Genomic DNA, 15549 nt, shown 5'->3' on the forward strand with positions numbered 1-15549 from the left:
TTAAACGGGTAGCCGTCAATTACCCGACGATGTTGCCACTACGAGTAGGAGTTCTCCGTGAACGTTGGACTACTGTGTCGAGAGACACGTGAGCGACAAGCTGCCGAATTTATTCGGCGGTAATTGACAAATAGCTATGGATAAAGTTCTGGACCACGGCCCACCAATTTTCACTGGGCGACTGCCGCATGACGCTTTGCAGGCGCGACAACTCGTTGGTGATCTCACCATCCGCCCCCAATGCCCACATCCGACTCATGGCTGCCCGAGAATCTGGGGTCCACACCCAGGCTGGTGCGCCGGCTTGATGCGCGGCCAGAATGAACTGCTGGCTAAGTGAGATGCGCTGAAACGAGTAAAAGTCGGCGGGCACCGCAGCTGGCGAGACCCAGTTGAACGGCGTGATGTACCCCACCCGCAATTGCGGGACCACTTGCTTGAGCTGGGTGACGACCCGGTAATCCAACGAATGGACGGCCGACCCATCCCGCCGAAGCCGCGTGCCGTATTGCCGGGCAAATTGGTGAATTGCATTCGGCGAATCTTGAGGCGTAGTCTTGATTTCGACTAACAAGGGTTGCCGCAGCCGTTCAGCAACTTTCAAGTAGGTTGCCCAGCCCACCAATCGGTCGTGATAGCCATTCTCATGGACTGTCAGCTGTTCCAACTGGGCCAACGTCAATTGGTGTGGGGTGACGTTGCGCCGGGCTAACACGGCCAAATTTTCGTCATGGAGGACGACCCACTGGTGGTCACGGGTTTCGTGGAGATCCATTTCGACGTAGGCCGGGTGTTGGCGACTCACGTGGCGCAAGGCCCCCAACGTATTTTGCACGCCCACCCCGTGATCAACGCCACGATGACTAATGGCTACCATGGGCGCGAACTGCGGCGGACTGAGCAGTGCCTGCCCGCTAACGCAAGCTCCGGCCACCACGAGCACGCCCATTAGCCACCAGCCCTGATGACGCGGCACCGGTCGGCTGACGGTCGGCTGACCACACCAACTCCAGACCAGCGTGATGGCTGCCAAAATGACGGCGACCACGAAGCCCAGAAAGATTAGGAGCAGCGACCCAGCCGCTAACAGCTTGGCCGGTCCTGGCGACAGGTGCGCATCTCCCCACCAGTTCAGGGCAACCAGGCCTTCTGCCAGTCCCCACCAAACCGCCAGCAACCCAGCGCTGACCAGTAACGCTGTGGCCATTTGCCGCCAGGTACCGGGATGCTGAATTTGCGGTGCCAATCGGCGAAAGACCCACGGCCCGCGCAACAAGCAACCACTGGCCACCAGCAGATAAATAATTGCCACAACTATGCCGACCGGCCGCCGATGCAGGCCCACGTAGTTGATGAACCCAGCTGGCAGCGGTACCCGGACCAACAGTCGACTGCTGAGGCCCCCTAGGCCCAGTGGCAACGCTAAAATGGTCAATCCCAGCTCGACCAGAATCCAGGTGCCCTTGTGCCGCCAAAGCAGTTGCCAACTTTGCCAGCCGGCGGGTCGACGCCCAATCAAGGTCAACGCCAGATGAGTCAGTTGCCAGGCGCTCAAGATCATGAGACCGCCAATCAGCACGACCAAGTCAACGTGCCACCCGGGCCGCTGACCTAGTAAACGCAGGCCGGCGAAGAACAGAATGGCCAAACACCACCCCAGTGTCAGCCCAGGCGCAAAGATACCAGTTCGCCAAACCTGCTTCAATTGTCGTCCCCAAGACCGCACGTCCATTCCTCCTCTACACCGTTACCATGAAATTAGTTGTTTCAGCAATACTAGTTGTGCTCCGCTTTACCGTTACGAATATCAAGTTGAAACGCCCTCCTTGTGCAAATGGTGAAACCAGATGACTACGACCGCCCGGGTTCCGCCTATTCTGGAGGACACCTTGACGACCTCCGGCGAAATTTCACTTTCTCTGAAACGGTGTGTGACCTCTACCTCACCAACGTTGCCAACACAACAGTATCAGCCCTACTTCAGCATGGGTACTACCGCATTGTGTGGCCAATCACCACCGTAGCCGTGAGTTCGCTAGATATGAGTTCAGCCGTGGGAGTTTTCTTAGCGGTGGGCTTTACCGGTTAGAAAACTGACAACTTGGAGACGCGGGTCATCGGCTCCAAGTTGAGGGTCGAGACCGTTTTTTGGCTCGACCCGGCCCCCACCGCGTTCCGACTCATATCTAGCGAACGGTAAGGCGGCCAGCATCCTTGTGTTGCCCAAACAGATGATTAAACAAAAAACCGGCCGGAACGTTTCCGCTCCTGACCGGCTTTTGAACCTTAATTTTTAGGCTTGTAAGTTGACGCTGCCGAGTGGTCATCCAATGGAATAAAGTCATAGGCCAGTTCGTCTTGGTACTTGAACTCGTCTAATCCCAGTTGGATCAACCGGTCAATCAGGTCAGCGTAGTTGATGCCCGTTGCCTGCCACAGTTGTGGGTACAGGCTAATGTTGGTGAACCCTGGCAAGGTGTTGACTTCGCCCACGTAAGGCACATTATCCTTAGAGACCAGATAATCGATGCGGGCCATGCCCTTCAACCCCAGGGCGGCATAAGTCTGCAACCCCATTTGGGTAATTTCCTTGGTCAAGTCTTCTGGTAACTCGACTGGCACCTCAAAGGTCACCCCACTGGCATCCACGAACTTGTTGTTGTAGTCGTAGAACACGTCAGAGTCAGGTACCCGAATCGCACCTAACTTCGACGCAATCGGTTGTTCGTTCCCCAAAATGGAAATTTCGACTTCTTCTGGGCCGTCGATCGTCTGTTCCACCAGCACCTTGTAATCATACCGGAAGGCGTCTTCAATGCCGTCGTTGTATTCTTCGGCGTTGCCCGCCTTGTGAATACCGACTGAAGACCCTTGGTTGGCTGGCTTGATGAAGACGTTCGCGCCCAACTTGGCTTGAACAGTGTCATAGTCATACGCATCGCGGTTCTCTGGCGTCAAGACCAGATACTTGGTGTTGCGAATGCCGTGAGCCGTCAAGACTTGCTTCGTCATATCCTTATCGAAGGACACGGCCGATGCCAAGACGCCACTCCCCACATAAGGCTTTTTCAACAAGCGGAAAAGCCCCTGGATCGTACCGTCTTCACCCAGGTTACCATGAATAATCGGGAAGAAGACATCGATGTCCTTTGCTTGGGATAAATTCCAAATGGGTGCCAATGGGTTAGAAGCGTCTACCTTGGTTTGTTCCGCCGCCGCAACAGTCGCTTCATCTTCGCCATCAAAAACCCGGCGTGAAGCGGCATCACTCAGGACGAAGCCATCGCGCGTCAGTAAGAATAAACTCACTTCGTAGCGAGACTTGTCCATTGCATCGTAAATGTTGTGCGCTGAGCGTTTAGAAACGTCATGCTCAGAAGAATTTCCACCGAATAATAGACCTACGTGAATCTTCGTTTTCTTTTCCATGTTGTCACTCATCCTATCGTATATATTTCGGTTAGCCTTCAGTATACCATTTCTCTAAAAAATTGAGAATAAAATCAGCCTAAAAAATCGATAGTTGAGCTTAAATATCCCTTAAGGGCGGCGGGCAGGTCCTTGCGTAAACGTAAGGCATCCAGCAACCGCTTACGATTGAAGAAACGGTTCCACCCCGCGATGGTGTCCGGCCGGCGGTTCAACGCCACCTGTTGCCGCCAATTTTTCAAGATCAACGTCAGGGCGTCCGCGTACAACCCGCTGCGATTCGTAGTCTCTGCTAAGTAGTTGGCAATGCGGTCATTTTCGCCGTAAATCAGTGGCGTGTTCAACCGCTTTAGACGTTCCATCAGCGCCGTCATCAAGAAGAGCTTGTCAGCCCGCGCCAATTTGTGATTATTGCTCAAAACGGCCAACAGATCCGCAATCGCGGTAAAGGCGTGTGCCCAGCCCGATTGGTTCACAAAGCCCCGCGTGTCCGTTTCCAGGCACAGGTAGCCCGTGGCTAAAATAACGATTCGTTGGAGCTTGTCGACGGCAATGGGTTCAAGCGTCTGGTCCAAGAAATGCAAGACCACGCTCAGCATGGCCACGTGCCCGGCCCGGCCGAAGACGGCATTGTTGGCTGGCTCCAAGATGTGGTCAAATAAAGCTTCGGGCCGGGACAATTCATCCAAGATAAAGGTTAATTGCTGTGAATCGAGGGCATCCTGCTGAAGGGCATCGTAGAACGTAAAATTAATGCCTTGGTAGCGGAGCTGGGCATCGGTCGACGCCAGATGCGCCAGCAACAATTTGATCTTGTCCGTCGTTAACGTCACCGGTACCTGTTGGTCCAATTGATGGCGGAAATCAGCTAATACGTCTTGGACCCCGTCTTGGTCGTCAGGTAACGTCACGGTCGTACGCCGGTGCCGTTTGATACCGTCCATGATGTGGCCTAACCGCGGCCCCAAGGACTGGTACACCTCACCCTGTTTGACCTGTTCATTCAGGGCCGTTAAGTCGCTTAACATTATTTTGAGCTGTTCATCCATCAAGAAACCTCCAGTGTTTGTCTTACTCCGCAATCTTCCCGGTATTGATCACCGGTTGGGAGCCCCGTTCATTAATAATTGAAACCATCATATTGTTGATTAATTGAATCTTTTGATTGTCAGATAAATTCAAGCTTGTCTCTGCCGATAACCGTTCGATAGCGCCTTCGGTAATGGAGACCGCCCCTTCCACGATAATCTTTCGGGCAGAGAGGATGGCTTGTGATTGTTGCCGTTGTAACATGGCCGAAGCAATTTCGGTCGCGTAGGCTAAGTGCGTCAGCCGTGTCTCAATGATTTCGACCCCCGCCACATTCAACCGTTCCTGCAATTCCTCGGTCAAATGATTCGAGACCTCAGTGGGATTACTCCGCAACGTCAGCTCTTTGCCATCGCCAAAGTTATCGTAGGCGTATTCCGACGCCACGTGCCGAATGGCCGATTCACTTTGAATCTCCACAAATTGTTCATAGTCTTCGACGGCAAATAACGCCTTACTGGTGTCCACCACCTTGAACACGATGACGGCAGCGATTTCCACGGGATTCCCCTGTAAATCGTTGACCTTTAAAATAGCGCTATTAAAGTTGCGCACCCGCAAGGACACCGTCGACTTATTGGTCAGCGGCACGGTTAAATACAACCCCGCCTCACGAATCGTCCCGATGTAGCGCCCAAAGAAAGTCAGTACCTTGGATTGATTGGGACTGATGATCGTCAAACTGCTAGCGGCCAAGACTGCCAACACCACCAGAATGGCACCAATCACGGGCGCTGCGGCGATGCTCAAGTAGATACCCCCGGCTAAGACCAATAAGACCAATACCAAGCCGAGATAGCCATTAATGTGAAATACATTTTTTTCCTTCATACGGCTTTCCTCCCATTGCTTTGATACCTTCATTATACCCGACTACCCCGGGAAAACCCAAGGAAGCGCAGAAAATGATGGCCTTGCGTGGTATCTGTTATGTTGTCTGTACTGTCCGCCTTACCGTTACGTGAAACTCTAGGCTGGAACGCTGGGGAAGGACCGGTCCGAGCCTGAGACCCGGTCTCAGCCCTTGCTTTGAGCCGAAACCCACGTCTCAAAGACACCAATTTGTCAGCAAAGGACGCTGCCCAATTCCCCGGCTGAGCCTAGATTTCACTTCACTCACGGCTTTGATTGCTGAGCAACGATCGACACATATTAGACTACTTCGACCATGAACGTTGGCGGTACTGATAGCTGATCGAGTTGTTGCTGACAACCACTACCGTAGCCGAGAGTTCGCTAGATATGAGTTCAGCCGTGGGAGTTCCCTTAGCGGCGCGATTTTTGCCGGTTAGGGAACTGGCAATTTGGAGACGCGGGTTATCGGCTCCAAATTGAGGTCTGAGACCGCACTTTGGCTCGGACCGGCGCCCACCGCGTTCCAACTCATATCTAGCGAACGGTAAGGCGCCCAGCCCCAACCACCCTCCACCCAACGCAGGTCAGTAAAATAGGCCATGGAACGCAACAAGGCCGGGACATATGCCCCGACCTTGTCAGATGACGATAGTTGATTAGTCTTCTTGTACGTCGACAAACCAAGCAGCGTCAGTATCGCTACCGTTTAAAGCATCGAAATCGCTACCTAAAGCTGGGTTAACCGCCGTGACCTTACCGGAAACGGGGCTAGGAATGTCAGAAACCGCTTTGTCAGCTTCAACGCTCAATAGGTTTTCACCCTTCTTCACGTCATCGCCAACAGCTGGTAATTTGGCAAACTTGATGGTCCCTAATTCGTCTTGGCCTTCAGTGGTCAAACCGATCCGTGTCCCATCGTTCACTGCTTTGGTCCAGAAATACTTTACCATTTCACTCATGCTAAATAATCTCCTTCTACTTAAACGATTCGTTACGACTAAACATGTAACTCTTATAATGATACCGCATTGACATGATTAAGCCAATACCTATCAGGTTCCCAATTAAAGCGGACCCCCCTTGACTGACAAACGGCAATGGAATCCCAGTCAATGGTAACAGCCCAATGCTCATCCCAATGTTTTCAAACACGTGGAATAAGATCATCATGATGACCCCGGTCGAAATGTAGGCGTAGAACACGTTTTTCGTGTCGAACGTGACCCGAATCATTTGGTAGATCAATAAGAAATACAGGAAAATCAGGACACATCCGCCGATGAAACCGAAGTTTTCCCCAATAACGGAGAAAATCATATCGGATTCTCGCACGGGTACGTAGACGTGCGATACGTTGAAGCCGGTCCCGAAGATGCCTCCGGACCCAATGGCCTTCATACTTTGCCACAACTGATACCCGGTATCGGACGTATCTTGTGAGGGGTGTAACCAAGTGTCGACCCGGGAGAATTGGTAGGCCTGAAAGCCGACCTTTTCCAAAATCTTCCGCCCGGCATCAGTGGTCACCAGCGCTAACGCGGTCCCCCCAACGACGGCAATGGCACTAAACGCGGGGGCGATGATCTTCCAGGTGATTCCGGAAACCAAAATGACCCCACCCACGATGGCGAAGAACACCAGCATGGTCCCAAAGTCATTTTGCAACTTCAAGAGTAACGCCACTGGCAACGTCCACAAGATCAGCTTGCCGATCAACACCCAGTCGGTCCGAACGGTGTGAATCGGATTGGCGTTGTTGTGTTCGGTCACGACCCGCGCCAGCATCAAAATGAAGGCCGGCTTCATAACTTCTGACGGTTGGAAGGTCAACGAGCCAATCGCAAACCAGCTCCGCGCACCGGTGTTAACGTAGTACGCACGACTGTAGAAGATCAACACGGCCGCTAACAGGAAGATCCCCAAGCCGTATAGCAACGGGGCCACCTTCCACAGTTGTTCCGAATCAAATTGCATGATGATAACGATGGCGACGGTCCCAATGATGTACCATGCCAATTGGGAGACCACGGCCGACGTAATGCTGGTCGCACTACTATCGTGGGTCGCCGCCACGTAGATCGACGCAAGACCAATCAACGCCAACATGAGGACACAAAAGATGATGCCCCAGTCGATTCGTGATTCCGTCTCGCCTCGCCGTTCTGTCGCATTCTTTGCCACAATGATTGCTCCTTAATTCAAACTAAGATTTGTCCTAAGCCTAGTATAAAGGCCGAAGTGAAATTCGACGTTTCGCTCCGGCCAACTTTACTAAAATTTATTAACCGCGATGCAGGTGGTAGTCCTTCAACAGGAGTTCGACCCCTTCGTCAACGGTCTTGACGCGGTACACATCCCCGTCGTTCAGTTGCGCTTCCAACCGGTCTTCAACCGGGGTGACCGTCCCAATGGTTTCGTCACCGATCTTCAGCACGGACATGTTGCCGCCGTCTGGGAGCTTTTGCTCGTCAATGGTTACCTGTACAGATTTTTCTCGTTTGCTCATGCCAACTCTCCTTTATTTGTTAGATGACTCTTCATCTAAGTTCATCGCCTGGCGATAGGCCTTTTCTGCCGCCACGTTACGACGCAAGGTAAAGTGATCCGGAACCGGATCGACCCCACCGTGGACAAATGGCTGACAGCGCAAGATACGGGCAATGCCCATGAGGCCGCCCTTAATCGCGCCATGCTTGGCCAAGGCCTGCAACATGTAATTGGAACAGGTCGGATAGTACCGGCAAGTGGGCGGAAATAACGGTGAGATCCACCGCTGATAACCGCGCACCAGCCAAGTCAACAGTTGCCGCATCGTCAGGCCTCCCTTTCAATGAACCGTCTCAAACGCTTAGTTATTTTCTTTAGCCGTCTTGGTGTCCATGTGTTCCAGCAAGACACCGGCCCCTTTGGCCACGTTGTCCAATGGGTCTTCGGAAATGATGACGGGCACGGTCAACCGTTCGGAGAACAGCTTGTCGATGCCATCGAGCAAGGCGCCCCCACCGGTCAACATGATGCCACGATCAATGATGTCAGCGGCCAATTCTGGCGGTGTCGTTTCCAATACGGCCATGGCAGCGGACACGATTTGTTCCACAGAATCATGAATGGCGACTTCCACTTCGGCGGCGTTGATCGTCGTGGTGGTTGGCATCCCACTAACGGAGTCCCGACCCCGAACTTCCATGGTCTTTTCTTCGTTCCCAGGTTCTGGGTAGGCGGTCCCAATCTTGATCTTGATTGTTTCAGCAGTCCGCTCCCCAATAATCAGGTTGTGGTTATGCTTTAAGTAGTTCACGATTTCAGAGTTCATCCGGTCACCGGCCACCCGAATTGAGCGACTAGAAACGATGTCCCCTAAGGACAGAATGGCGATGTCAGAAGTCCCACCACCCATGTCAATAACCATGTTACCACTAGGCTTGAAGATATCCATGCCGGCACCCAAAGCAGCGACTTTTGGTTCAGCTTCCAAATAAACCTTCGCGCCACCGGACTTTTCAGCGGCCTGAATGATTGCCTTGCGTTCGATTTCAGTAATGTTCGTTGGTGCACAGATCATAATGTTTGGTTTGGATAAGAAGCCCTTTACACTTAATTTATTGATGAAATAGGAGAGCATGGCTTCGGTGATATCGAAATCAGAAATGACCCCATCCTTCAACGGACGAATTGCCCGGATATTACCAGGAGTCCGACCCACCATCCGGTAGGCTTCAGAGCCCACTGCTAATACCTTGTCAGTCTTCGTGTCGATTGCCACGACTGATGGTTCATTTAATACGATTCCTTTGCCGACCACGTAGATTAAAACGTTTGCCGTACCTAGGTCAATGCCAATGTCTTTCGCCATACTTATGCGTCCTCCTGAATTTTAATGCCAATTTTCAACATTTCATTATACCATAAACCGCGTGAACTCTAAACGGTTTCTCCACCGCTCCTGTAAAACTTCTCTTTACGTTGCTAAACTGACTTGTCGTGGCGACACTGATAGGCGCTGGTCGCCTTGCCGTTGCGTGAAATTCTAGGCTGGAACGCTGGGGAAGGCCGGCCCGAGCCAAAACCCGGTCTCGGCCCTTGCTTTGAGCCGAAGAACACGTCTCAAAGTCACCAATTTGCCAGCTGAGCCTAGATTTCACTTCACTCTCGGCTACAACTGGTATGTGTAACCAATCGCTAGTTTAAGCTCTAACGTCTTCTACATCTTTAGTTGCCCCGATACTGAGCGCTAACCACCATTTTCAAAGAAGTTATCCATGACACATTGATAGCTGGCCGCCTGCCGTTCGCTAGATATGAGTCGGAACGCGGTGGGCGCCGGGTCGAGCCACAGAGCGGTCTCGACCCTCAACTCGGAGCCGACAACCCACGTCTCCAAGTTGCCAGTTTTCTAACCGGCCAGAACCACCGCTAAGAAAACTCCCACGGCTGAACTCATATCTAGCGAACTCTCGGCTACGGTGGTGCATGTCAGCAGTATTTGGCTTACCTCATCCATTTCATCTGTCGGAGCCAGCTAGACGTGTAGCCAGCTGTGTCGATCCAGTTAGCTGCCGTTGTTTGCCAGGTTACTGGATGGGACGACTTGAAAGACTGGCGAGCTGTGCCAGGCTTCCAAGCGAGCCGGAAGCCCGCTCCTCGGCTGGAGGCGTTCCCCATAGCAGGCGGAACGTTTAGCTGGCGTAGGCGACCACGAATTTCTTGTGGAGATAAGAAAAAGGCGGCAATTGCTGCCACCTTCCAGTGAGTTAGTTATTTACGTGTGCGTTCTTCAGTACCACGGTGTCATCATCAGCCACGGTGACCCGTTTGACTTCGGCACCCAGGGCCGTTAACTTCTTGTGGAAGTCGTAGTAACCCCGATCCAGGTACTTCAGATTAGTTACTTGGGTGTAACCGTCAGCTACCAAACCTGCCAGCACTAGAGCTGCTGCTGCTCGTAAGTCCGTTGCAGCCACTTCAGCGCCGTTGAAATCAGTTGGACCGTGCATAACGACCGTCCGCCCGTTGACCTGGTACTTGGCGTTCATCCGCCGCAGTTCTTCCAGGTGCATGAAACGGTTTTCAAAGACGGTTTCTGTCATCGTACTGGTGCCTTCAGCAGCCAGCTGCAAAACCGTCATTTGTGGTTGCATATCCGTTGGGAAACCAGGATATGGCAACGTTTTAACGTCGGTTGCCTGTAATTTATCTGGGCCAATGACACGAATACCATTAGGCTCGTCAGTCACTTGGGCACCCATTTCTTGTAATTTGGAGATCAATGGCTTGTTGTGTTCCACGATACCGTCTTGAATCAAGACATTACCGTGCGTCAACGCAGCGCCGACCATGAAAGTACCAGCTTCGATACGGTCTTGAACCACACTGTGTTCCGTCCCGTGCATCTCTGACACACCGTCGATCCGCAACGTTTCCGTCCCGGCACCGCGAACGTGGGCGCCCATCTTGTTGAGGATGTTAGCCAAGTCCACGATTTCCGGTTCACGGGCAACGTTATCGATCACGGTCGTCCCCTTCGCCAGGCAAGCTGCCATCAGGATGTTTTGCGTCGCGCCCACACTTGGGAAATCTAAGTAGATATGGGCCCCTTTGAGCTGGTCAGCGAAAGCTTCAATGTACCCGTCGTGTTGTTCGATACGGGCACCCAGTGCTTCCAGGCCCTTTAAGTGTAAATCAATGGGCCGTGTGCCAATCGCACAGCCACCGGGTAAGGCAACCCGCGCATGGCCTAACCGCGCCAACAGTGGTCCCATGACCACGATGGACGCACGCATCTTAGACACGTACTCAAACGGCGCTTCACTAGAAAGTTGTTTAGTCGCGTCAATCGTGACTTCTCGTTTGGCCTCATCAAAATCAACGGACAAATTCAAGAAGCGTAAGACTTTATTCATCGTATACACATCAGACAAAACCGGAACATTTGCTAAGTGAGTGATGCCCTCTTCGCCCAGAATCGACGCTGCCAGGATTGGCAGGACGGCATTTTTGGCCCCTTCAATATGGACCACACCAGTTAAGCGGTTCCCACCATGAACAATAATTTTTTCCATGGGATACCTCCAAAGATTTTTATGGGTCTAACGTAACAGATAGCCCAGATTACGAACGTTATCGATGAAGTCCAAAAAGAACGAACTGCAAGCGAATCCAACTGCGACCGACAGCATCACGATTAAGACGCGTGATTGCCGCGGATAAAACGTCATCAATCGCTCAATGTGTAACGCAGAGATAGCCCAAAAGGCTAACCCGATGAAGAACAAGTGACTAATGATGGTCAGAATTCCCTGTAATCCAATGAGTGACATTCGCTCAATCCTTTCTAAACATTCTCACTAACTATAGCATAATTTTTCAGCCTTGTCCCCGAGATTCCCATAAAATCGGCGTTTGTAATATTACAAATGCCCTGATTCACTGTTTAAACCACCCAGTGGATTAGTTAAATCACCGTGATAACTGATAAGCCATTTATTTAACATGGGCAAAAACAACTGCTCACCCCGCACCACACCAGGCTTACCTGACGCTCACGGCTTGTCGTCATTTACCCCCTAATGCCGCCGGCAGACTATTAGTGAAGTATCCCAACTAAACCCGAAAATTAATTGATGGCCGTCGCTCGACCAAAAAAGATTGATATTGCGCTAATCCCTTGTCGCTCTAGTCATTTCAACGATTATGTTTAAATTTTCGTCAAATTTAAACATGAATGTCCTTATTTTTGACCCAACGCCCAGTGACACAATTCTTTCGGGTAAACTGGAAGTTCAACTCTGCAATTATAGTTGTATTGCTGGCTGTCGTACCGTCACGTGAGATTCTGGGCCGGAATCCTAGGGAAGGACTGGTCTGGGTTCGAGCCCGGTCTCGGTCCTTGCGTTAGCCGAAAAAGACGTCCCAGATTCCCCGGCTAAGCCTAGATTTCATCTCACTATCGGCTACCGGACATCAATGTCAGCGCAATCCGGTTGTAAACCGTTGGCCCAGCGACACCAATAATTACTGGCGTACCTGCCCTCAGAAAAATCGCTTCTGCCACACGTGCTGACGAATACCCATCGCTAGCCGCCACGGACAACCGACCACCGTAGCCGAGAGTCCGCTAGAGATGCGTTCAGCTGTGGGAGTTCCCTTAGCGGTGCGATTTTCAGCGCTTAGGGAACTGACACCTTGGAGACGCGGGTTGCCGGCCCCAAGGTGAGGTCCAAGACCGCTTTTGGGCTTGGACCGGCGCCCTCAGCGTTCCAACGCATCTCTAGCGGACGGTAAGGCGGCAGCTAGCAGAACCTGGTTTAGGTTTACAATCCTAAAAAAAACGACCGCCCACCCGCAAGGTGAACGGTCGCCAGAAACACGCGAACGTATTTTAAATTTAGTGCTTAGCCACGTTGATCCGGTTGATTGCTCGCCGCAACGCTACCTCAGCCCGTGCAAGGGAATCGGCATCGTGCGCAGCTTGCGCCTTTTCAATCGTTGCTTTGGCACGTTCCCGGGCACTTTCAGCCCGATTGACGTCAATATCGTCTTGACGTTCCGCACTGTCTGCAACAATGGTCGCCACGTTGTCAGAGAATTCCAAGAAACCACCGTTGACGGCGATCTTATCTTCGTTTTCACCTAACTTGACCCGCGTCTCATCGACCTCCAGAGAAGCGATGAGGGGCACGTGGTTATACATAATCCCAAGTTCACCAATGGTCGTCTTCACAACTAATAAGTCGCTCTTACCTTCGTAAACTTGGCCATCAGGGGTAACGATACTAACAGATAACACTGATTGATTATCAGCCAATTAGAATCCCTCCCTAGTTGTTGGCAACGGCGTCATTCATTTGCTTAGCCTTCGCAACGGCATCTTCAATCGCGCCACAGTTCCGGAAAGCGTCTTCTGGAAGGTCATCATACTTACCTTCAAGGATTTCCTTGAAGCTCCGAATGGTGTCTTCCAACTTGACGTACTTCCCATCCATCCCCGTAAACTGAGAAGCCACGGAGAATGGTTGTGACAGGAAGAATTGGATCCGCCGTGCACGGTTAACGATTGTTTGTTCTTCGTCGGATAATTCATCCATCCCTAAGATAGAGATGATATCTTGCAATTCATGGTACCGTTGCAAGACGTGTTGAACTTCCGTCGCCACATCGTAGTGTTCTTGACCAATAATTTCTGGGGCCAAAGCCGTTGAAGTCGAAGCCAAGGGGTCCACGGCTGGGTAAATCCCTTGTTGCGTCAAGGAACGTTCCAAGTTAGTCGTGGCATCCAAATGGGCGAAAGTCGTGGCAGGCGCAGGGTCGGTGTAGTCATCGGCAGGCACGTAAACGGCTTGGATAGAGGTGATTGACCCCTTCTTCGTCGACGTGATCCGTTCCTGTAACTGACCCATTTCAGTAGCCAACGTTGGCTGGTAACCAACGGCTGAAGGAATCCGCCCCAACAGGGCAGAAACTTCAGAACCGGCTTGCGTGAACCGGAAAATGTTATCGATGAATAACAGCACGTCTTGGCCCTTAACATCACGGAAGTATTCCGCAATCGTCAAACCGGTCAAGGCAACCCGCATCCGGGCACCAGGAGGTTCGTTCATTTGACCATAAACCATGGCCGTTTGCTTCAGAACCCCGGACCCCTTCATTTCCCAGTACATATCGTTACCTTCACGAGTCCGTTCACCAACACCGGTGAAGACGGAAATCCCGTTATGGCCTTGGGCAATATTATGAATTAATTCTTGAATTAAAACGGTCTTACCAACACCGGCACCACCGAACAACCCAATCTTCCCACCACGAACATAAGGTTCGAGTAAGTCAATGACCTTGATACCCGTTTCCAGGATTTCAGTCGTAGGGTTTAATTCGTCATACTTTGGTGCATCACGGTGAATTGGCATCCGTTTTGCGTCTGGTCCAAATTCGGCACCGCCGTCAATTGGATTTCCGAGAACGTTGAACACCCGACCCAGTGTGTCGTCACCGACAGGAACAGAAATAGAAGCACCAGTGTTTTCTACTTCCAGTCCCCGACGAAGACCATCGGTACCGTCCATGGCAATGGTCCGCATAACCCCGTCACCTAATTCCAAGGCAACTTCGGTTACAAGGACACTACCATCATCTTTTTTGATGTTCAGGGCGGTGTTGATGTCAGGTAATTCATCATTCAACGGGAATTCAACGTCGACAACAGGTCCGATAACTTGAACAATTTTACCAGCACTCATTATTCGTTAATTCCTCCCGTCATTAATTATTTAAGGCTTCTTGCCCACCAGTAATTTCGGTGATTTCAGTCGTGATCTGTGCTTGACGTGCACGGTTGTAGTGCAGTTGCAACGTCGCGATTAAATCATCAGCATTATCAGTGGCAGACTGCATCGCGTTGGTACTTGATGCATGTTCGGCCGTCTTTGCGTCCAAGATCGCACCGTAGACCAGGCTTTCCGCGTATTGCGGCAAAACGACTTGGAGCACCGCTTCATCAGAAGGCTCCGTGTCGTATTCGGCGGTCAACGGTGTTGCTTGCGTATCCTTTGCCGCGTCAGTCGTCATCGTTTCCTTGTCGACTGGCAACATCTTTTCTGCCCGGAAGCGGGAAGAAATTCGGTTAACAAAATGGTTGTAGCAAACGAAGAGTTCATCGAAGACTTCGTTGTTAAACATCGTGGTGACAGTCTTAACGATTTCCCGAACTTCATTGAATTCAGGCACATCGCTGACCCCACGATATTCGTAAGCCACGTTGACACCCCGGTGCTTGTAGAAATCAGCGCCGGTACCCCCAACGGCTAACACCATGTAGTCGTCTTGGTTTGGTGTCCGTTCGTTAATGAACGCATTTGCATCCCGTAAGACACTGCTATTGTAGCTCCCAACCATTCCGCGATCGGAGGTGATCACTAAATATGCGGTTTTCTTTACTGGACGGTTCGACTGTAGGCTACTTGAGGAATTATCATCCAATAGATGAGACTGCGAAAGATGCATGACGACAGCCTTAACTTTAGAAACATAGTCTTGGTAGCCGACTGCTTGTTTCTGAATCTTATTTAACTTCGCCGTCGAAACCATGTGCATGGCCGCCGTAATTTGGCGGGTCGCTTTCGTGGAATTAATCCGACGTTGAACGTCATGAATTGATTCAGCCATTATTTCTCACCATCCTTC

Annotated in this window: 15 protein-coding genes; 1 reads left to right on the forward strand and 14 read right to left on the reverse strand. The window is 51.5% G+C overall.

Annotation, left to right across the window (positions count from 1 at the left end; translation table 11 throughout):
• Positions 1-109: 109 nt before the first annotated feature.
• Positions 110-1726 (reverse strand): glycerophosphodiester phosphodiesterase, encoded by a 1617-nt coding sequence (locus tag NGM66_RS05255; protein ID WP_208910235.1) that lies wholly within the window; start codon positions 1724-1726, stop codon positions 110-112.
• 108 nt (positions 1727-1834) lie between these two features.
• Between NGM66_RS05255 and NGM66_RS05260 the strand changes: the two genes are divergently transcribed.
• Complete coding sequence (locus NGM66_RS05260; RefSeq protein WP_258115428.1) at positions 1835-2089, forward strand: hypothetical protein; 255 nt, start codon at positions 1835-1837, stop codon at positions 2087-2089.
• Between the two features lie 197 nt (positions 2090-2286).
• Here NGM66_RS05260 and NGM66_RS05265 read toward each other — a convergent pair whose 3' ends face one another.
• The 13 genes from NGM66_RS05265 to NGM66_RS05325 form a co-directional block, all read right to left on the reverse strand.
• The gene (locus NGM66_RS05265; protein ID WP_208910237.1) at positions 2287-3429 is read right to left on the reverse strand and encodes a D-alanine--D-alanine ligase family protein; all 1143 of its coding nucleotides are present in this window, start codon (positions 3427-3429) and stop codon (positions 2287-2289) included.
• A 74-nt stretch (positions 3430-3503) separates the two neighbouring features.
• A complete protein-coding gene (locus NGM66_RS05270; protein ID WP_208910239.1) occupies positions 3504-4478 on the reverse strand; it encodes a DUF2785 domain-containing protein in 975 nt (324 codons plus the stop codon).
• Positions 4479-4500: 22 nt separating this feature from the next.
• A complete protein-coding gene (locus NGM66_RS05275) occupies positions 4501-5349 on the reverse strand; it encodes an SPFH domain-containing protein (RefSeq protein WP_208910241.1) in 849 nt (282 codons plus the stop codon).
• Positions 5350-6029: 680 nt separating this feature from the next.
• Positions 6030-6332, reverse strand: coding sequence for a glycine cleavage system H family protein (locus tag NGM66_RS05280; RefSeq protein ID WP_208910243.1), 303 nt, complete (start codon positions 6330-6332; stop codon positions 6030-6032).
• Positions 6333-6348: 16 nt separating this feature from the next.
• Positions 6349-7554 carry an FtsW/RodA/SpoVE family cell cycle protein gene (locus NGM66_RS05285; protein WP_208910245.1) on the reverse strand — a complete coding sequence of 402 codons (1206 nt, stop codon included), beginning with the start codon at positions 7552-7554 and terminating at the stop codon, positions 6349-6351.
• 100 nt (positions 7555-7654) lie between these two features.
• Positions 7655-7879, reverse strand: a complete 225-nt coding sequence (locus NGM66_RS05290; RefSeq protein ID WP_208910247.1) for a DUF2969 domain-containing protein — start codon at positions 7877-7879, stop codon at positions 7655-7657.
• A 12-nt stretch (positions 7880-7891) separates the two neighbouring features.
• Positions 7892-8185 carry a membrane protein insertion efficiency factor YidD gene (gene yidD / locus NGM66_RS05295; protein ID WP_208910250.1) on the reverse strand — a complete coding sequence of 98 codons (294 nt, stop codon included), beginning with the start codon at positions 8183-8185 and terminating at the stop codon, positions 7892-7894.
• Between the two features lie 36 nt (positions 8186-8221).
• Positions 8222-9226: a rod shape-determining protein gene (locus NGM66_RS05300; protein ID WP_208910252.1), complete on the reverse strand. Its 1005-nt coding sequence runs from the start codon at positions 9224-9226 to the stop codon at positions 8222-8224.
• Positions 9227-10124: 898 nt separating this feature from the next.
• Positions 10125-11432 (reverse strand): UDP-N-acetylglucosamine 1-carboxyvinyltransferase, encoded by a 1308-nt coding sequence (gene murA / locus NGM66_RS05305; RefSeq protein WP_208910254.1) that lies wholly within the window; start codon positions 11430-11432, stop codon positions 10125-10127.
• 27 nt (positions 11433-11459) lie between these two features.
• Complete coding sequence (locus tag NGM66_RS05310; protein WP_125575367.1) at positions 11460-11690, reverse strand: DUF1146 family protein; 231 nt, start codon at positions 11688-11690, stop codon at positions 11460-11462.
• Between the two features lie 1067 nt (positions 11691-12757).
• Positions 12758-13177, reverse strand: a complete 420-nt coding sequence (locus NGM66_RS05315) for a F0F1 ATP synthase subunit epsilon (protein WP_125575368.1) — start codon at positions 13175-13177, stop codon at positions 12758-12760.
• Positions 13178-13190: 13 nt separating this feature from the next.
• Entirely contained in the window at positions 13191-14606 is a 1416-nt protein-coding gene (atpD, locus tag NGM66_RS05320; RefSeq protein ID WP_208910256.1) for a F0F1 ATP synthase subunit beta, read from the reverse strand.
• Positions 14607-14628: 22 nt separating this feature from the next.
• Positions 14629-15531, reverse strand: coding sequence for a F0F1 ATP synthase subunit gamma (locus NGM66_RS05325; protein ID WP_208910259.1), 903 nt, complete (start codon positions 15529-15531; stop codon positions 14629-14631).
• Positions 15532-15549 lie beyond the last annotated feature (18 nt).

The organism is Levilactobacillus yiduensis, from assembly GCF_024718525.1.
Taxonomy (GTDB): domain Bacteria; phylum Bacillota; class Bacilli; order Lactobacillales; family Lactobacillaceae; genus Levilactobacillus; species Levilactobacillus yiduensis.

Bases quoted from the DNA above. Each gene is read 5' to 3' on its own strand.
- NGM66_RS05300 (WP_208910252.1), bottom strand. From the start codon at position 9,226: ATGGCGAAAGACATTGGCATTGACCTAGGTACGGCAAACGTTTTAATC.
- atpD (WP_208910256.1), bottom strand. From the start codon at position 14,606: ATGAGTGCTGGTAAAATTGTTCAAGTTATCGGACCTGTTGTCGACGTT.
- murA (WP_208910254.1), bottom strand. From the start codon at position 11,432: ATGGAAAAAATTATTGTTCATGGTGGGAACCGCTTAACTGGTGTGGTC.
- NGM66_RS05280 (WP_208910243.1), bottom strand. From the start codon at position 6,332: ATGAGTGAAATGGTAAAGTATTTCTGGACCAAAGCAGTGAACGATGGG.
- NGM66_RS05260 (WP_258115428.1), top strand. From the start codon at position 1,835: ATGGTGAAACCAGATGACTACGACCGCCCGGGTTCCGCCTATTCTGGA.
- NGM66_RS05265 (WP_208910237.1), bottom strand. From the start codon at position 3,429: ATGGAAAAGAAAACGAAGATTCACGTAGGTCTATTATTCGGTGGAAAT.
- NGM66_RS05270 (WP_208910239.1), bottom strand. From the start codon at position 4,478: ATGGATGAACAGCTCAAAATAATGTTAAGCGACTTAACGGCCCTGAAT.
- NGM66_RS05325 (WP_208910259.1), bottom strand. From the start codon at position 15,531: ATGGCTGAATCAATTCATGACGTTCAACGTCGGATTAATTCCACGAAA.
- yidD (WP_208910250.1), bottom strand. From the start codon at position 8,185: ATGCGGCAACTGTTGACTTGGCTGGTGCGCGGTTATCAGCGGTGGATC.
- NGM66_RS05310 (WP_125575367.1), bottom strand. From the start codon at position 11,690: ATGTCACTCATTGGATTACAGGGAATTCTGACCATCATTAGTCACTTG.
- NGM66_RS05275 (WP_208910241.1), bottom strand. From the start codon at position 5,349: ATGAAGGAAAAAAATGTATTTCACATTAATGGCTATCTCGGCTTGGTA.
- NGM66_RS05290 (WP_208910247.1), bottom strand. From the start codon at position 7,879: ATGAGCAAACGAGAAAAATCTGTACAGGTAACCATTGACGAGCAAAAG.